The organism is Halogranum rubrum, assembly GCF_900114455.1.
Taxonomy (GTDB): Archaea; Halobacteriota; Halobacteria; order Halobacteriales; family Haloferacaceae; genus Halogranum; species Halogranum rubrum.
Genome location: NZ_FOTC01000001.1, coordinates 627,179 through 644,578 on the forward strand (window position 1 = coordinate 627,179; position 17,400 = coordinate 644,578).

Sequence of the window (17,400 nt, forward strand, 5' to 3'; positions counted from 1 at the left end):
AATGACGGAGTCCGCCCGAACCGAGGACTGCTCGAAGTCTGTCTTACTCCTCCACAGTGAGGTCTCTCCGTATCGGCTCCCCCTCTTTAATGCTCTTGGTGAACAGTTCGACCTCCACGTCGCGTTCTGTACTCGCTCCGGGGGTAGTCGATATTGGGACGAGTCACTCGATTCGGGATACAATTTCAGCGGTGAGGTTCTCCGGAATCACAGTCTCGCACAGTTACTCTTGAATCCGACCGTCCTACAGGATCTCACACTTACCGACTACGACGTAGTAATTCTCGACGACGACCCAAGAATTACTCTCACCCGGTTGACCGTTGCGCTCGCTGCACGATACCACGGTATCCCAGTTATTGTTTGGTCTGGTAGAACGACCCGCGGCTACTACGACCGTGTTAACCAGATCGGTAGCAGAGTATTATGGCCGCTAGATAAGTTGGTATACTCAAGCGTGGACCAATTTATTGCGTATAGCCAAGATACGGTTGAGTATCTCGAGTCTCACGGTATTCGATCGAACCAGATCTCTGTCGGGACACAAGTGATCGCAGACGACCTCACCGACCGAGTAGACCCATCTCTCTATCGAGAAATCGAACGTAATTTCGATTCAGAGGATTGTGTCTTCTTCTTCTTGGGCTATCTCTCCGAACGGAAGGGTGTCCACGACCTGATCCGAGCGTTCAAACGTATTGAAGACGAACATGCCCGACTAATTATCGGGGGTGCTGGAGAGGCAGAGGACGAACTACTCGAACTCAGTAAGAACGACGACCGAATATCCTTCTCTGGATACCTCTCAGACAAAGACAAAGCCACATATCTCAAGCGCTCAGACGTGTTCGTCTTGCCTTCGTACAACGACCCATGGGGACTGGTCGTGAACGAGGCGATGATGTTTGGACTTCCAGTTATCACTACTACTGATGTGGGGGCCCGTGAACTGGTCAACGACAACGGCTTGATTGTTGAAGCAGGAGATGTCTCTATGCTCCACCAGTCACTCGCAAACTTACTAGAGAACCAGGAGCTCCGTAACCAGATGGGGGAACGCTCTAGAGACACGATCCGGAACTACGACCTAAAAATGGCTGTTGACACGTTTACCACGGCGACAAATGAACTATCCCAGTCTCCCTAGTCTAAGACTTTGCCGAACGCTTATCTCGAAATTTGCCGTAACATCTCAATCTCTTCTTCGCTAGCTTCGCCGAGACTGTAAACCGTTACTAGGTAAAATAGCCCTGTCACTGGAACTATTGCGAGTGTAGCTAGTATACTGTATGATGTCGTGAACCAGAGTGCGATATATCCGATAGCTATTGGTATGCATCCGAGGAGTACATTTCGAACGGTATAGGTCGGTATTTGCCAGCGGATCCCATTCCGTGAGACGAAGTATATGAATACAGGATAAAAACTAAAACTCAGCAGCGTTGCGAGGGCTGCACCCAAGTAGCCGTATCGCTGTATTAGTGGAATATTCAGCACGATGTTCAGTACGACAGCAATCGTTGCTCCAGCTAACATCGTGAACGTCCTCTCTTTCGCTTCTAGACCTTTGTGACCAATATTCGAGAGGCCCCATATGAAGGTTCCACTGGCAACGATCGGAATCACTAGGTAACCATTTGCGTACGATTCAGCAAGCATGAACTCTGCAACCGGCTCACTCAGAACTGACAGATACACTACTGCCGGAACCCCTACGATCAAAAAATACCGCGTGTATGTTCGAACCATCTCGCTCAGTTCTTCGTGGTTCTCACCCGTCCAGGTGTTCATCACTATCGGGTGCACGGCCATAATGAACGGTCCGGAAACGAGACCTAAACTTCGGCTCGCTATCGTGTAGTTCGATGAATATATTCCGACTTGCGTACTCCCACGAAGTATCTCTAAAATAAATCGATCACTAAAGTTCAATAGTTGGTGGGCCATCGCCCAACCGATAAGTGGAACACCGAATACGAACATTCGCCGAACCAAATCCGTATCCGGTCGATACGTAATTCTCACACCCTCCATCTGAAACGCCATATACATCGTGACTGACCCTGTTGCCAGTACCGTTCCCCAGAGCCATCCCGTGATATCATCGAGAATGTAAATCGCGAGGCCAATAATTACGACGAACTGCAATACCGATCTGACTAGTTTCAACTTCGTCAACGACGCCGACTGAAGCTTCGATTGATACACAGCCTGAGAGATTCGAAATGCACTCAGAGTTAGTGCCAGACAAATGACGGGGGCGTAGAATTTCTGGTACCCTGTGGGGAGAAATCCCTGAATGAAGTACACTATGATACCGAGGCCCACAACAAGAACAAACTCCCCTACGAGGACGGTGACAGTGTTTTCTATTAGGTTGTCTGTGTCCGTTTCCGGCTCATAGCGGAGTATCGCTTGTTCTAGCCATCCTGTACTGAATGTGCTGATAATGGTCACGAACACCATCGCGAGAGAGTATTCCCCATATGACGCCGCCGTGAATGCGTGAGAGAAAATCGAGACGAGAGCTAGACCCAGAATGGCCGGGAAAACAGTTGATATTGCATATAAGCCCGCATCGCGAAAGAAACGATCAGCCATTGTTCTCTCTCGTTCTTCCTCCCGTATAACGTCTCACTCTTTGTCTCTACTGGTTAACGAGAAACACGGTGTCTGAGAGACCGGCTTTCTCGCCTCGTTCAATAAAGACGACGAGAGCTGAGACATTGATTCTAGTCGGTTCAAACTTTGTGTGTATCAGTTTGTTGTTTCAGGATTAGCGGTAGCGTACAGCCGTACTGTTCGTCGTCAAGTTGGATCGAGACCTCGCTGACAGCGACGTGACCTAGTAGCTGACCACCTTTGGGTTGTAAATCAGGTCTTCCGAACTCTGTCGTGGACAGTAGATTTGACATGACCAAACTGAATAGTCTGAGAACCGGACAGTATCGGAAAGATCAATCAGGTGCAAGAAAATACTAAGCTTCATCGACAGCCAGGTTAATGTATTATTTTTGATAAAGGTAGTTAATACCATCCGGACAATCGATGAAACGGGTGTTTGTCCCATAAATCATTCATAAAATAGGAATGGCTAACGTTCAATCTATATCTGAACACCGCCTTGCATGGCATCGGCAAATAGCGGTAATACAACTACCTGGGCGGGCCACGCACCATCTTTATTGGTAGGACCGCAGTTCAAACCCGTATCGTCACTCAAGTGTATAAACATCCGAGGGTTAGGTAACAAGCTCTGGGGTTGGTCTCCATCTATAGCACTGTGACGATGACAGTAAGCAGGATTCTCCTTAGCTAATACCCTCTGCGAGTATTCCTACTGCTGGGGGCCTACATCACATATATTCGGAGGAACACAATCATCTTCCGGTATGCTTCGGTGCCTCAAGTCGGTTGGTACTGGGTTCAATTAAATTCCCATAGGATAGCCGGATTTATGAACATCTATATCAAGATACGAATAGATGCAAAAGCTTGCGATTCCTAATTTTGAAGGGATGTCAAAAAAATTTAGTTTCGCACTCTTTATCGCGGCACTAACGATTCTCCCTTTCTGGGGGATTGAGCTACTAGGGCAGCGAGCTGGTCTTGTTTGGAGAGGCGCAAATATTGATTTTGAGGCGTTCTATGTGGCCGCCCATCGCTTTTTGCAAGGGGTATCAATCTATGACGTTGACGGTATTTCGATGTCGTTCATCCGCCAGAATCAAGTCTCACCTTGGCTTTATCCGCCGTCTCATATCATGTTCGTCCTACCATTTGCTCTATTGCCCTTTGAGATTGCAGGCAATGTTTGGAATGCTGCTTGGATACTCGCTCTCTGGTTCGGAATTAACTTAATCCTGAGCGAATTCGGATACAAAACATCAGTAGGCGTTAAGAGCCTACTCTTGTTAGGTATCATCTCATTTAGCCCGGCAATCCATGCACTGAAACTTGGGCAGATTACTGGTTTCTTCGCTGCGGGAGTTGCATTACTCTTTGTTCTCCAAGAGCAAGCTGAACAGAACGGTGGTGTCCACTCAGAAAGTCCAAGTCGACCCGCCATTTTTGCGTTCACCACCGTCGCAATAGTCCTCACGAAGCCGTTCTATGCGCCGCTTGCTGCCGGACTGTTATTATCAAAGCGGCGGTTGGCGGGAAGTGGCCTTACTTTCGTTGTTTTCGTTATCGCCTCAATAGTAATCGCTGCACCAGGCGATTTTCAACTCTACTACGAAGTTCTCCGTGGCGGAAAAGGCTGGGTCGATTTAGCAGATCCGGTCGAAGCCTGGAACGAGGGATACTATGAACCATTTTACATTTTTGGCACGGCAAGTATTTACATCAAGATCGCGCTTACTGTGCTGCTTGCAGGATTTCTAATCTTGGCTAGGGATGTTGAGAACCACCACGGTCACTACGTAATCGCCGCAGGTGTAGCCGCGGTCCCACTTGTTGGACCTGAACTATATAGCACTGCGTTCATTCCACTCATCCCTGCAGTCGTGACACTAACGCTAGTTGAAAATGAGCGGAGCGACGGTGTGCCGTGGTTACCCGTCCTCAGCCTTGTTGGGATGCACTTGAGTACGTTTGCGCTCCGATTGACATGGGGCGTGCTAGATATTTTCGCGACACCAACAATGAAACCCCTTTTGACCCTGATGCAGACTGGCCTGTGGGCGAACGTTGCACTTCTTGCACTTGCCGTATTTCGAATTGCACAAGAAATGAATATGACCGAGAGAACTACGAAAGGAATAGTGAGCAATGATAAAACGAATCTATAGATTCGCACCTGTATCACGCCGCTTTTGACAGATAGCCGGTCTTTCCGAATCCCGTAGATAGGAGAACGGTACCCCGAACTCATCAATCGACCGTTGACGGACCATTAAACAGTACCGGAGAAATCAAACAGGAGAATGGTCTAACGTTGTTCTTCCTCACAAGGCGCTCCTGAATCTTTGATGGGCTGGTTCTATAGGAAGAGAAAACCCTGAGCTGTGACCTGCTAGAATCCCAGCTAAACACCAAATGGGAATGAATGCCGTTGGATAGTACAGTTGCAGGATGTCGAACGCTCCGAATGCGAAAGTACCGAGGAGCCCACATGCGAGTCCAACAGCGAGTAAATCGTCCTTTTTTACCCCGTAGTACAGTCCAGCAAGCACAACTAGTGCTCCCGCCAGACTGTAGAGCGTGAATCCTGGAATCCCGGTCTCTGCGAGGAGTGTGACGTAGATACTGTGCGCGGGATAAGGGTATTCGGCACCTGGTGGGTAGGGGGCGTCGTAGCTCATCGCGACCAGTTGGTAGTTCGCCGCTCCGACGCCGAACAGGGGGTGGTTGAGAGACATCTGTATCCCGATGACGTATTGCTGGAGGCGGACGCCGAGGTTCGAGAGGTCGAAAAATGGAACGCTCACGTTCACGGAATTAGACCCATCCTGCATACCCGTGGGAGTGGAAGTTCCCCCAGTTGGTTCTGACCCACTCTGCGTGCCGGTGGGAGTCGAAGTACCCTCAGGTTGTTCTGACCCCCCGGTCTCGATGGTCGTTCCCTGTCCGGACGTCGTCGAGCGAATGAACGCCGGGAGGAGCGGTACTGCCGCACCGAGGACCGCCCGTTTGTCGGTCTTCATCGCGAGAAGCGAGACGAGGAGTCCGACGAGAGCGAGGATCATCCCGCCTCGTGCAGCGTCCGACATTGTTAGTTGAACGCCGAGACCTGCGAGGACAGCCGCGAATCCTAAGGCGATACTGACGTGTTTCTGCCGACGCATCATCACCGCTAGGGCCACGACTACTGGGAGGAGGAGAACGAGGTAGTTCGCGAACTCAAACGACATCGACATGAACCCGCTGATGTGCGTTCCGATCGGGACTTTGTGGGTGAGCAGAGAGAGGTACACGCCGTCCGAGTTTCCACCTTCTCCGAGCGTGGTCAGCCCAAAGTTAGCCGTATTGAGGAACTGGCAGAAGGCGACCACTCCTTGACCGGCAGCAGCGAAGAGGAAGAGAGAGACGGCTTCGACGCCGGAGACGACCTCTCTCTGCACTGCCCGCCGAAAGAGTGCGTACGAGATGACACCCATGAGGGAGTACGCGGCGAACCAGACGCCGGCTATCTTAGCCGGGCCGACGCCGAAAACGACCGATACCGCCGCCCAGATGGAGTACGCCGTCAGGAGAACCTCGACGTGGTCCCAGTCCCGCCAGTCGTAGAGCAAGTAGACTATCCCCGGGATAGCTACGATTTCGACGAGGACGATCGAGCCGACAGACGGCCCGGCGAACGCTGCGGGCCTCCCCAAGACTGGAACGTTCGCGGAGACCGTCGACGTGACCGCGAAGAGCGCGAGGAATCCGACGCGGTACTCCTTCGTGTAGAGAATGTACGCCCCACACGCGGACAACGTGAGTGCGAGGCTCACTAGTCCGGGAAGCGGGACCGGTGTTTGCTGGAGGAGCACACCGAGGAGGAGCGTCACCGGAAGGAGTAGAGAGGCGGAGACGATTCCGTGCCGGTAGGCCGTTCGCATTATCTCTCTTGTTACCCTTCCTCTACAAAAGTCGTTTGACACCTTGTTCGAGGAAGGCGAAGGGATTATGCACGACGCGAATGCCATGACTCTGTAATGACTGTCGGCACCGACGCTCGCTCGCTCGCCGGGAACACGTCAGGTGTTGGCAACTACCTGCGGGGGGTTCTTACTTCGCGTTCGTTCGACATGGACGCTATCGGCTACCACGCGTCCCACGGAGAGGTTCCATCCCTCGATGGCTCGTTCTCACCTTCCTCTTTGCCAGCACCTGCTCTCGCCGACCGCCTCCTCGGACCGGCGACGCCAGCCTGGTGGATGAACGTCACACTACCGCGAGCGCTGCATGAGGATGACGTTTCGTGCTACTTCGGTCCGAACTTCCTCAAACCGATTACCTGTCCCGCGCCGAGCGTCGTCGTCGTCCACGACCTCGTCCATCGCGTCCACTCTGAGACGCACACACTTGCCTACCGATGGTATCTTCGAGCATTTCTCCCGATATCTGTCCGGACCGCCGACCACGTCGTCACCGTCTCGAAGAGTACTAAACGCGACCTTCAGCGGTTCCACGACGTTCCCGACGACCGAGTAAGTGTCGCGTATCCCGCAGCAGCAGACCGATTCAAACCACGCGGCATCTCCAGCAGCGAGCGCGAGCGGCTTCGCAACAAGTACGGCCTCCCCGACGATTTCATTCTCTTCGTTGGCAATGTTGAACCACGAAAAAACCTCTCGAACCTCGCTCGCGCGGTTCGCGCCCTCCCAGCGGATGTCCGCGTTCCCCTCGTCGTCGTCGGCCAAGATCACGTTCCTGACCCTGAGTTCGACGATCTCCTCACAACGGAGTGGGCAACCGACTTGGTGCATCGCCCGGGCTACGTTCCGGACGACGACCTCCCGCTTCTCTACAATCTCGCGAGCGTGTTCGCGTACCCATCGGTCTACGAAGGATTCGGCATCCCGCCATTGGAGGCCATGCAATCCGGGACGCCCGTCGTGACTTCTGACCGGTCGTCACTTCCAGAGGTAGTCGGTGACGCTGGGATTACCGTCGATCCGACAGACCCCGACGCAATCGCGTCCGGAATTGACCGCGTGCTCCGCGACGAAGCGTTCGCTACACGGAGGCGAGAACGAGGACTCGAGCGGTCGACTCGGTTCTCGTGGGACGAGACGGCGAATACGATTCGTGATCGAATCGCCGAGGTGTCGGAGAACTAATGGCCCGCGTTCTCTCCCTGTGTTCGCGTCTTCCATATCCGTTGACAGGTGGTGCGAAACTACGGATGTTCTACACTGCTCGCGAGATGGCGCGAGAGCACGACGTCGAACTCCTCGTCATCGACGAAACCCCGGTCGACCAGTCGGCCGTCGAAGCGCTCGAGTGCGTCTTCGACGCGGTGCACGTCTTCGCGTATCCCGCTCACCGATTCTACATGAATACAATCCCTGGGGTCGTCTCCCGTCGCCCTCTACAGTCCCACTACTATCGGTTTGAGGCAGTCGACGAGTGGCTCGACGAGCACGAGAACTGCTTCGACCTTCTCTACTGTAACCATGTCCGTACGACCGAGTACGCCCGTGGTCGAGAGACGCCACACATCGTTGACCTCGTCGACGCGATTTCTCGAAACTACCGTGAAGCGTCGCGCGATTCGACCGGAATCTGGCGGTTCATCTACCCGGTTGAGTGGCGTCGCCTCAAGCGGTACGAACGACGTGTTGCGCAGTCTTTCGCCCACTCTTTCATTATCACCGACGAGGATCGCGAGTTCGTCACAGACGGCGAATCGTTCCCGACGCTCTCGGTCCTCCCGAACGGCGTGAAACCCGAGCTACTCGACCACACGCCGAGTGGGTACGAACCCGTCGGGTGCGACCCTACCCTCGTCTTTCTCGGAAAGATGGATTACTTCCCGAACGAGGACGCAGCAGCGTATTTTGCGACCGAGATCCTCCCCAGGATTCGTGTGGAGTACCCCGGGGTCGAGTTCCTCGTCGTCGGTTCGAGTCCGAGCGACCGCGTTCGAGCGCTTAGCGACGAACCGGGGGTGACAGTCACCGGATTCGTCGAAGACCCTCGCGACTACTTGGAGCGCGCCGACGTCGTCGTCACCCCGATGCGCCACGGCGCTGGACTGCAGAACAAAGTTCTCGAGGCAATGGCGCTCGCCCGACCCGTCGTCACCACGTCCCTCGCACGTGAAGGCATCGATGCTGTCGACAATGAACACCTCGTCGTCGCCGATGGTGCCCGTGCATTCGCAGACAAGACGACCGCATTACTCGATAGCTGCGTGGACCGTCGTCGGCTCGGTACAAATGCACGTGACCTCGTCACTTCGAAGTACACGTGGAGTCGGGTCGGTCAGAACCTTCGAGAAGCGGTCGCCGGAGTTCTCGACCAGCCTACGTAGTGCCCGTCTCTCACTTCGTGGTCTAAACGTGGCGTCGGCCGTCGTCGCGTTCAGCGCCGTCTCCACCTGCACGCCGTCGAAAGACCCGTTCAGCGCATACGAGCTCCGTCGAACCCGCCGAAACGTACTCGGCGTCAGTCGACAGTTCCATCGTCTACCTGCTAGCTGGTGACTTTTGTTGAATCTACAATAGAACAGGACAAACCAAAGTAGACGCGATAATCGAGATACACTTTCTGAAACTATCAAAGATCGACTGACAATTGCGCAGGCAACATACGGTGAACAGATTCTCCTGCTTCAATCGGGGTACAGATTGTGGAATGAATCTCCTCCAATACTTAATGGACACAAAAAATAGCCTCATAAGTTAATTTTTATTTTGGAAATGCAGACTGTAGCAGTATCTATACCGAAGGAAAGACAGCATTTATATCGAATCGGTTTCCAGATAGGTCCATGTTCTCCGGAGGTACTTATCGTGCTGTCAGTGCCCTCGGAGCGGTAATGCTAATCGTCCTTTCTGTACTCGTCGGGAACCTCGAGGTCGTACAATCTGCTCCAACGGTGATCGTGCCCATCTTCAATCGGCTCCCAAAGACGGTTCTCTCCGGAAGAGACCTAAGAATCGCAATTCTGGTCTCCGTGGCAATCATGCTCGTCTCTCTGTGGCCGATGTTCAAACCTCGCCCACGACGACTCCTTGACACGATTATGCTCACGCAGCGTCGAGTTCTTAGTGGAGGGCTCGCGCTTGCGACAGTCGGCTACTTTGACTACACGTACCGTCTCCCACGGTCAACGCTCGTCCTGACTGTCGCGACTCTGCTGTTTGTACTCCCGCTCTGGTTTGTCTTGATAAGTCATAAACCGGGGAATCAGGAGAAGCGAGGAGTCATCATCGGCGACGACCCGACGCAGATGGATGCGATTCTTAACGAGGTCCACACTGAAATCATCGGATACGTCTCACCACCAAGTCCTTTTGACGTCCGCTATGACCCAGTGAAGACACGTCCACTAACGACAGACGGGAGTGGCATCCTCTCGGATCAAATTGACAACCTCCCACACCGCGGTGGACTCTCTCGGCTTGAGGACATCCTTGTGGATTACGACGTCGATACTGCATATTTCGCACTCAGAAGCACCGACCGAGGAGAGTTCTTTGGTGCGCTCAAGACGTGCCACGAACACGGCGTCACCGCCAAGGCGCACCGAAATCACATCGATAGCGTCCTCATCGACGCCGACAACGGTCAAGACATCGTCGAAGTCAATCTCGAACCGTGGGATTGGCAAGATTACGCTCTGAAGCGCACCTTTGACGTGACTTTTGCTGCCGTTGGATTGCTTCTCACAGCGCCATTGCTTGCTCTCATCGCAATCGCAATCAAATTAGATAGCCCCGGTCCGGTGTTGTACTCACAAGAGCGGACCGCAGAACTGGGTGGGACTTTCCAGATCTACAAGTTTCGCTCAATGCTCCCTGAGAGTGAATCCGTGAGCCCGGTTGACGACAAATCAAACAACCGTATCACTCGTGTGGGGCGCGTCCTCCGCCGTACTCACTTCGACGAAATTCCGCAGTTGTGGAGTATTTTCACAGGGAAGATGAGCGTCGTTGGACCGCGTGCAGCCTGGATCGACGAAGAGCCATTGTTAGAGAAAGAGGCAGAGATGTGGCGAAAGCGTTGGTTCGTCAAACCAGGACTTACTGGACTGGCGCAGATTAACAAGGTATCGAGTACGAAGCCGACAGAGAAACTCCGGTACGACTTAGCCTATATCCGCCGACAATCTCCGTGGTTAGATCTCAAAATTGTCATTCGACAACTGTGGCTTGTTCTCCTTGACGTCGTGGCCATGCTCAAGAGAAAGCTGATTAACTGACTAACCAATACCTCACTATACCGAAGAGCCTTCTCGAAGCTTCTTTTCGGCCTTCTCTCTATCCTCCGGATACCCGACGTCGACGCGCCAGCCGTCCATCCGAATCGCGTCGATGGTTCGTCCGCTCCGAATCAGCAGATCCACCGCTTCACTGATCTCGTACTCGCCACGGTTCGACGGTTGCACCAAGTGGCACGCGTGGAAGATGGCGGGCGAGAAGGTGTAGAAACCAGTCATCACGAGGTTCGTCGGCGGGTCTTCGGGTTTCTCGATGACGTCGGTAATCTCGCCGTAGTCGTTCGTGTCACAGACGCCGTAGCGACCGGCCTCCTCGTAGGGCACTTGTTCGACGAGGAACGCGGCGTCGGCGCGGTCCTCACGCTGTCGTTTCACCACGTCGGCGAGGTTCGCGTCGAAGATGTTGTCGCCGAGGATGAGCATGAAGTCGTCGTCGATGTGTTCCTCGACGGTCAACAGCGCGTGTGCCAACCCGCTCTGCTCGCGCTGGTGGGCGTAGGTGATGGGGATGCCCTCGTACTCGTCGCCGTAGTAGCTGATGATGTCCTGTTTCCGGTAGCCGACGACGACGACGAACTCGTCGGCACCCAACTCGGCCAACTGGTCGAAACAGTGCGTGAGAATCGGCTTTCCGTCCACCTCGACCATCCCCTTCGGCTTGTTCTCGGTGAGCGGACGAAGCCGAGTGCCTTCACCTGCTGCGAGCACGACAGCTTTCATACCTGCGTCCACTCTCGTGCGGTGATAAATACTCTCGGTCTCGTCGCTATACTGTCACGATAGCCGGCCACGTCACTCACGGCTCACTGCCCACCGGGGCGCAGTTGCGCTCCGTCCGACACCGCTCTCTCGTCGACTGCGTACGTCTTCCCACCGATTTCGTACTCGCCGGTGTAGGGAACCGTCACCGAGAACGTCCCGTCCGAGGCGACTTCGACGGTGTTCTCGTAGGTGAACGTCGTCTCACCGACGTCGACGCCGACCGACGCCGTCACCGTCTCGCTCTCGGCGTCACCGACCAGTGTCGCTCCCGGGACGAGCGTGAACACGCGAATTGGGCCCTCAACGTGTACGAGTCGGTAGTGAGACAGCGCGACGATGTTTTGGCTCTCGCTGCCGTAGTTCGAAAACTGTGCGGCCATCTTCCCCCCAGCCACGCTCCCGTCGACGACGACGAATCCGACGCGGTCTCTGAGTCGTTCGTACTGTGCTGCCGCGTCGTCGGCCCGAAGCAGTCGGTCGTAGTTGTTCTGTGCGAACGCGTAGGATTTCGCCTCACCGTTGACGTGATAGTTGTACATCCGGTTGATGCCCCACGAACTGAGGACGTAGTTCTCGGGATACGACCATCCCTTCTCGTCGGCGTACTCACGCATCCACGCGGCTGTTCGATACGCCGCCTCGTCGACGGTCAACTGGCTGAACTTCACCGGTATCTGGACGAAGCTGAGACTGCCGACGAGGGCGGTGAACCCGAGATACGACATCGCCTCTCGGCGAGAGGGCATCGCCAGCGTCACGTCCCGCTCGGAGTGGTCGCCGCGTCCACGTTGCGACCGGGGGCCACCCGACCCACCAGACCCACCCGACCCATCCTCGAACAACGCAACTGGCTCTGCGAGGTCGACGACAGACGCCAGATGGACGAACCCGAGACCGGCGAAGACGGCGAGAAACACGGAGAACTCGCCGGCGAACCGGAGTTGGACGACCGCCAAGGCGAAGAACCACCACGCGTAGACGGCGAGCGCCAGCCACTGCGCGTCGCGGCGACGACCCGCCTGGAGCGTCGCCCACCCGATGTATGGAAGCCCGAGGGCGAAGATGAACCCCAAGAGCAGAAGCGGACCGACGAGCGTCCCCATCTCCCCGCTCACGAGCGACGTCGTCTCGACGATGTTCCGACTCTCAAAGAGCGTGTTCAGCCCGCGGTCCAGCCCTTGCGTGAGTTCCGGAAGCACCGACGGCAGGCCGACGAGCAGGGCGAGCCCTGCAACGAGTTCGGCACCGAGGAGGGTGCGCGCCGACAGCCCTGCACGCTGTGCCCCCTCGGCGAGGACGAAGACCCCGACCGATCCGACGAGCAAGAGCATCGGAACCGACGCGACCACCGTCGAGTGCCAGTCGAGTGCCGTGTGTGCCCCCCAGACGAGCGCTGACGCGAGCACGAGACCAACGACGACCGGAACCCCTTCTCGGAGCGGCGACCGCTCTCGACTCACGGAGAGCGCCGCAGCGAGTGTGACGACGAACGCGAGCGGAACAACGAGGAGCGCACCGTTGTCCCACGCGAGGAGTTGGCCGGCGACGCCGGCACCGAGGACGCCCGCAAAGAGCCACGACCGTTCGTCGTGTTCGTCTTCTCCGAGGAGGTTCACGAGTGCCAGCGCGGTGAGAGCCAGCCAGAAGTAGTCGAAGGCGTGGTGGTCTGCGAACCCCAGCCCAGTTCGGTAGGCGTTGACGGGGATGAGCGCCAGCATCAGCACCGTCGCGAGACCGACGCGTCGGTCGTCGGAGACCGAGGTGGCGACGCCGTAGAGGAGTACCCCGGTCAGGACAGCGGCGACGACGGGATACAGCGCGACGACGAGTCCAACTGCGTCGGTGCTCCCGCCGAGTAGTGAACTGACGACCCACAGCGTCGCGACGAGCAACGGTTCGCCCTTGGTCACGCCACTCGGGAGGTCTGTGAGCGCACCGAACTCGAACAGTCCCGCCGACGCCGTCGTCTGTTCGACCCAGTAGCGGTAGTAGTACGGGTCGTTGCCGAGAAGGACGATATCGCCACCACGGAAGACAGAGGGTGCGGAGAGAAACCGGACGAGCGCCACGACGAGCAGCGCCCCGAAGAGGAGAACGAGGGCGTCTCGGTCGATACGGTCTCGAACCTGGTCGAGACGCAGAGTGGTGCGTCGGGTCGCCGCTCCTGTCTCGTCTCGGCGCTCGCCGCGCAGCGCCGCCTGGACGGCGTCAGGGTCGGCGAGTCGGTACGCACTGTCTGTCTTCTCGACGATACCGGCCGAGACGACTTCACCGAACGTCCCCGAGTCGAGACTCGTCTCGTGAAACGTCCACGGGCCGCGCTCGTCGAGTTCAAGGAGTTCTCGAAGCGCTGGCTCGATGGCGGGCCGGTCTTCGAGGAGGGCGTTGGTTGCCGCACGGACGTCCGTCATTTCGTAGCACTCACCGTGTGAGTCTCTAAAAGCCACCGGGACGCTCTCGGCCGCCGGTTCGTGCGAAACACAGCGGTAGTCTCCGACCAGCGTCTCTCACTGCGAAGACCGAACCTGTCGCACTCTCTCAGCGAGAACCTCGGTCACGAGAAATCGAGCGGTGGTCACAGTGCTCTGGATCCGGTCGGGGACGTGGACCCACCGTGTGGGGGGAGCAGCCATCTCTCGAGTTCTCGCGAATCGCACGGCCTAACCGTAGTCGGGCCCAACGAACCGTGAATGGTGCTTGGCTACGCGTGTATGAACCACACACTCCGTGAGCGGGAGACGCCGTTGCGTTGTAACCGCGGCATGCAGCGCAAGACGTGGCAGTCGAAGGGGCTTCCCTACGCCTCCGATCTGACGCTCAAGAACTTCCGGGACCTCCGGGAGATTCTCGCGTGGAACCGCGACAACGACATCTCGTTCTATCGGTGTACGTCGGACCTCGTGCCGTGGCACTCCCAGTACGACCTCGAGGAGCTTCCGGACTACGACGAGATTCGCGACGTCGCACGCGAGTGCGGCGAGTTCGTCGTCGACAACGGCATGCGCTTGACTTTCCACCCGGACCACTGGTGTAAACTCGCCAGCGAATCCGAGGAGACGGTCGAGAACTCGCTACGTACCCTCGAGAACCACGGCGAGTGGCTCGACCTGCTGGGACTGGACCGTTCGCCGTACTACGCCATCAACGTCCACATCGGCGCGCACTACGGTGACAAAGCCGCGACGGCGGAACGGTTTCGCGCCGCCGTCGAACGCCTCTCGCCCGCGGCCCGCGAACGCCTCACCGTCGAGAACGACGATACGGAGAGTTGCTGGTCGGTTCCGGAACTCGTCGCGGAGGTGTCCGACCCGCTCGACGTGCCGACGACGTTCGACTACCACCACCACCAGTTCACCGACCGTGGCCTCAGTTACCGCGATGCCTTCGACCGCGCGAAGGTGACGTGGCCCGTCCGACCGATCAGCCACTACTCCGAGCCACAACGACTCCACGACGGCACGGACGCACGACCACAGGCGCACTCGGAGTACGTTGCCGACGTACCCGCGTGGCTCACCGACGAGTCGGACGTGATGCTCGAAGCCGGTGCGAAAGAGCGAGCGTTGCTGGCGCTTCGCTCCGACGCGCGGTCGACGGCCTGAGAAGCAAGGCCCGATTCCGACACCGGGGGCCAGCGAACGTCCACGTAGCATGTCGACGACTCTCGGCGAACACGACGGACGGTTCACCTGTAGCGGTTCGTGCGGTCGCAGACACGGTATCTCTCCCGACGACGCGGCGGTCGAGGCGTTTCGAGAGGCGATAACCGAACAGGAACACAGTAGACGTCGTTACCGTCGTCGGCACCGGTCGACGACCCGCCGGGCGAATGCATCGAGGGGACGACCCGCACAACGCGTTCCGATACGAGAGGGACCTGCACAACGCGTTCCGATACGAGTTCGAACCCGGTGGAGAGAGCGGGCCGCTCTCGGGACTCGACGTTGTAGTCGAAGAGCGAGACCGTTCTCGACGGTCGAGAATTGGCTGAACCGGTTATATCCTCTCAGTGAGTAGGAATATGCATGGGTGCGATCGACGTCTCTCATCTGAGCAAACACTTCGGCGACGTCGTCGCCGTCGACGACCTCTCGTTCTCCGTCGAGGAGGGGGAGATTTTCGGCTATCTCGGACCGAACGGTGCCGGAAAGACGACGACGATTCGTACCCTCCTCGGCTACCAGAAACCCACGGCCGGAACCGCACGCGTACTCGGCGCGGATATCCGAGACAGCGGCGCGTTGACGCGCACGAAAGCCCACATCGGCTACCTCCCGAGCAGCCCGAGTTTCGACGAGCGAGCGACGGGTGCCACGTATCTCGACTTTCACGCCTCGCTCAAGGGCGACGAGAGACGCGCGGAACTCCTCGATATGTTCGACCCGCCGCTCGGTCGAAAGATTGGAACCTACTCGACGGGGAACAAACAGATGCTCGGCATCGTCCAGACGTTCATGCACGACCCCGAGTTGGTCATCATGGACGAACCGACCGCCGGACTCGACCCGATAAAGCAAGAGCGGTTCAACCAGTTCCTCCGCGAGGAGCGCGACCGAGGGACGACCATCGTGTTCTCCTCGCACATCCTCGGCGAGGTCCGGCGCGTCTGTGACCGCGTCGGGTTCATCCGCGACGGCCATCTCGTCACGCTCGAAGACATCGAGACGCTCCTCGAACGCGGCGGTAAACTCGTTCGCGTGAACACGGCGACGCCGCTCGACCCCGAGACGGCCGACCTGGGTGGCGTCGTGAACTTCGAGCAGGCCGACCGAGAGGCGCAGTTCACCTTCACCGGTGACTACAACGAACTGCTCGCGCTGCTCGCGGACTACGACGTCGTCGACCTCGACGTCGGAGAGCCACCGCTGGAGGACGTCTTCATGCACTACTACGGAGAGAGCGATGTTTGAAATAACGCGCTACGAGGCACGTTCACGGGTGAAGGGTTCGCTCGTCCTCACGTTCGGAGTCGGTGTCTTCACTCTCCTCATCGTCGGACTGTTCCCGTCGATTGCGGCGTCGGGCGTCGACTTCGAGGCGTACGTCGAGAGCCTCCCACCAGCCTTCCAGGAGGGGTTCGGCGTCTCGGGCGCGGCACTCACCACCCTCGAGGGGTTCCTGTCGACGGAGGTGTACCAGTTCATCTGGCTGTTGATGTTGGGTCTCTATATTGCCTACACGGCGGGGAACACCGTCGCCGGCGACATCGAGAGCGGTCGACTGGACATCTTGCTCGCCGCACCCGTCTCGCGGACGACCGTCCTCGTCGAGAAGATTCTCTCGCTTTTAGTCCCCATCGTCCTGTTGAACCTCGTCGTCCCGCTGTTCGTCCTCGCTGGCGCGATACTCATCGACGAACCGCTCGACTTCGCCGCAATCGTCGTCGTTCACCTCCTCTCGATTCCGTACCTGCTCGTCTGTGCAGCGATTGGCGTCTTCCTCTCCGTCGCGCTGATGCGCGCCGATCTCGCCCAACGGGGAAGCCTCGCCGCTGTCTTCCTCCTCTTTCTCGTCGACACGGTGTCGGCGGGAACCGACTACGAGTGGCTCGGGACGGCGAGTCCGACGCGCTACTTCGACCCCACCGAGATTCTCGTCGACGGTACCTACGACGTCGGCGGCGCGTTCGTCCTGCTCGTCGCTGCACTCGTCTTGCTGATCGTAAGCTGCAAACGCTTCCAAGAGGCCGAACTATGACCAGATACGCCCCTTTCCCCGTACTACCGACTCACCCGACTCGATTCGACGTCCGCACCACG

The 17,400-nt window shown here is 57.1% G+C and carries 12 protein-coding genes; 8 read left to right on the forward strand and 4 right to left on the reverse strand.

Annotated elements, in window-relative coordinates; genetic code table 11:
* The first annotated feature begins 1 nt into the window (after nt 1).
* A complete protein-coding gene (locus BM083_RS02955; protein WP_089865541.1) occupies nt 2–1,147 on the forward strand; it encodes a glycosyltransferase family 4 protein in 1,146 nt (381 codons plus the stop codon).
* Nucleotides 1,148–1,167: 20 nt separating this feature from the next.
* Here BM083_RS02955 and BM083_RS02960 read toward each other — a convergent pair whose 3' ends face one another.
* Nucleotides 1,168–2,601 carry a lipopolysaccharide biosynthesis protein gene (locus BM083_RS02960; protein ID WP_089865544.1) on the reverse strand — a complete coding sequence of 478 codons (1,434 nt, stop codon included), beginning with the start codon at nt 2,599–2,601 and terminating at the stop codon, nt 1,168–1,170.
* Between the two features lie 884 nt (nt 2,602–3,485).
* On the opposite strand from BM083_RS02960, the gene BM083_RS02965 reads away from it, so the two are divergent.
* A complete protein-coding gene (locus tag BM083_RS02965) occupies nt 3,486–4,793 on the forward strand; it encodes a glycosyltransferase family 87 protein (protein WP_089865547.1) in 1,308 nt (435 codons plus the stop codon).
* A gap of 156 nt (nt 4,794–4,949) precedes the next feature.
* On the opposite strand, the gene BM083_RS02970 is transcribed toward BM083_RS02965, so the two are convergent.
* Nucleotides 4,950–6,548, reverse strand: coding sequence for an O-antigen ligase family protein (locus BM083_RS02970; protein ID WP_177197516.1), 1,599 nt, complete (start codon nt 6,546–6,548; stop codon nt 4,950–4,952).
* Nucleotides 6,549–6,644: 96 nt separating this feature from the next.
* Here BM083_RS02970 and BM083_RS02975 point away from each other — a divergent pair, with 96 nt between their 5' ends.
* The 3 genes from BM083_RS02975 to BM083_RS02985 all read left to right on the forward strand — a co-directional run bounded on the left by BM083_RS02975 (nt 6,645) and on the right by BM083_RS02985 (nt 10,861).
* On the forward strand, nt 6,645–7,772 hold the full coding sequence (locus BM083_RS02975) for a glycosyltransferase family 4 protein (protein WP_089865553.1): 1,128 nt from the start codon (nt 6,645–6,647) through the stop codon (nt 7,770–7,772).
* A gap of 65 nt (nt 7,773–7,837) precedes the next feature.
* Nucleotides 7,838–8,968: a glycosyltransferase gene (locus BM083_RS02980; RefSeq protein ID WP_177197517.1), complete on the forward strand. Its 1,131-nt coding sequence runs from the start codon at nt 7,838–7,840 to the stop codon at nt 8,966–8,968.
* Between the two features lie 459 nt (nt 8,969–9,427).
* Nucleotides 9,428–10,861: a sugar transferase gene (locus BM083_RS02985; RefSeq protein WP_089865559.1), complete on the forward strand. Its 1,434-nt coding sequence runs from the start codon at nt 9,428–9,430 to the stop codon at nt 10,859–10,861.
* A gap of 15 nt (nt 10,862–10,876) precedes the next feature.
* Here the strand turns inward: BM083_RS02985 and aglF are convergent, their stop codons facing one another.
* Both aglF and BM083_RS02995 read right to left on the reverse strand, forming a co-directional pair.
* The gene (aglF, locus tag BM083_RS02990; RefSeq protein WP_089865562.1) at nt 10,877–11,599 is read right to left on the reverse strand and encodes a UTP--glucose-1-phosphate uridylyltransferase AglF; all 723 of its coding nucleotides are present in this window, start codon (nt 11,597–11,599) and stop codon (nt 10,877–10,879) included.
* 83 nt (nt 11,600–11,682) lie between these two features.
* The gene (locus tag BM083_RS02995; RefSeq protein WP_089865564.1) at nt 11,683–14,052 is read right to left on the reverse strand and encodes an STT3 domain-containing protein; all 2,370 of its coding nucleotides are present in this window, start codon (nt 14,050–14,052) and stop codon (nt 11,683–11,685) included.
* Between the two features lie 282 nt (nt 14,053–14,334).
* Here BM083_RS02995 and uvsE point away from each other — a divergent pair, with 282 nt between their 5' ends.
* The 3 genes from uvsE to BM083_RS03010 all read left to right on the forward strand — a co-directional run bounded on the left by uvsE (nt 14,335) and on the right by BM083_RS03010 (nt 17,338).
* Nucleotides 14,335–15,243, forward strand: coding sequence for a UV DNA damage repair endonuclease UvsE (gene uvsE, locus BM083_RS03000; protein ID WP_089868323.1), 909 nt, complete (start codon nt 14,335–14,337; stop codon nt 15,241–15,243).
* 423 nt (nt 15,244–15,666) lie between these two features.
* On the forward strand, nt 15,667–16,551 hold the full coding sequence (locus tag BM083_RS03005) for an ABC transporter ATP-binding protein (RefSeq protein ID WP_089865567.1): 885 nt from the start codon (nt 15,667–15,669) through the stop codon (nt 16,549–16,551).
* On the forward strand, nt 16,544–17,338 hold the full coding sequence (locus BM083_RS03010) for an ABC transporter permease (protein ID WP_089865571.1): 795 nt from the start codon (nt 16,544–16,546) through the stop codon (nt 17,336–17,338). Before BM083_RS03005 ends, BM083_RS03010 begins: the two co-directional genes overlap by 8 nt.
* Nucleotides 17,339–17,400 lie beyond the last annotated feature (62 nt).

Excerpts from the sequence above, each read along its gene's own strand:
- BM083_RS02975 (WP_089865553.1), top strand. The coding sequence starts at position 6,645 with ATGACTGTCGGCACCGACGCTCGCTCGCTCGCCGGGAACACGTCAGGT.
- aglF (WP_089865562.1), bottom strand. The coding sequence starts at position 11,599 with ATGAAAGCTGTCGTGCTCGCAGCAGGTGAAGGCACTCGGCTTCGTCCG.
- BM083_RS03010 (WP_089865571.1), top strand. The coding sequence starts at position 16,544 with ATGTTTGAAATAACGCGCTACGAGGCACGTTCACGGGTGAAGGGTTCG.
- BM083_RS02985 (WP_089865559.1), top strand. The coding sequence starts at position 9,428 with ATGTTCTCCGGAGGTACTTATCGTGCTGTCAGTGCCCTCGGAGCGGTA.
- BM083_RS02980 (WP_177197517.1), top strand. The coding sequence starts at position 7,838 with ATGTTCTACACTGCTCGCGAGATGGCGCGAGAGCACGACGTCGAACTC.
- BM083_RS02995 (WP_089865564.1), bottom strand. The coding sequence starts at position 14,052 with ATGACGGACGTCCGTGCGGCAACCAACGCCCTCCTCGAAGACCGGCCC.
- BM083_RS02970 (WP_177197516.1), bottom strand. The coding sequence starts at position 6,548 with ATGCGAACGGCCTACCGGCACGGAATCGTCTCCGCCTCTCTACTCCTT.
- BM083_RS02955 (WP_089865541.1), top strand. The coding sequence starts at position 2 with ATGACGGAGTCCGCCCGAACCGAGGACTGCTCGAAGTCTGTCTTACTC.
- BM083_RS02965 (WP_089865547.1), top strand. The coding sequence starts at position 3,486 with ATGCAAAAGCTTGCGATTCCTAATTTTGAAGGGATGTCAAAAAAATTT.
- BM083_RS02960 (WP_089865544.1), bottom strand. The coding sequence starts at position 2,601 with ATGGCTGATCGTTTCTTTCGCGATGCGGGCTTATATGCAATATCAACT.
- BM083_RS03005 (WP_089865567.1), top strand. The coding sequence starts at position 15,667 with ATGGGTGCGATCGACGTCTCTCATCTGAGCAAACACTTCGGCGACGTC.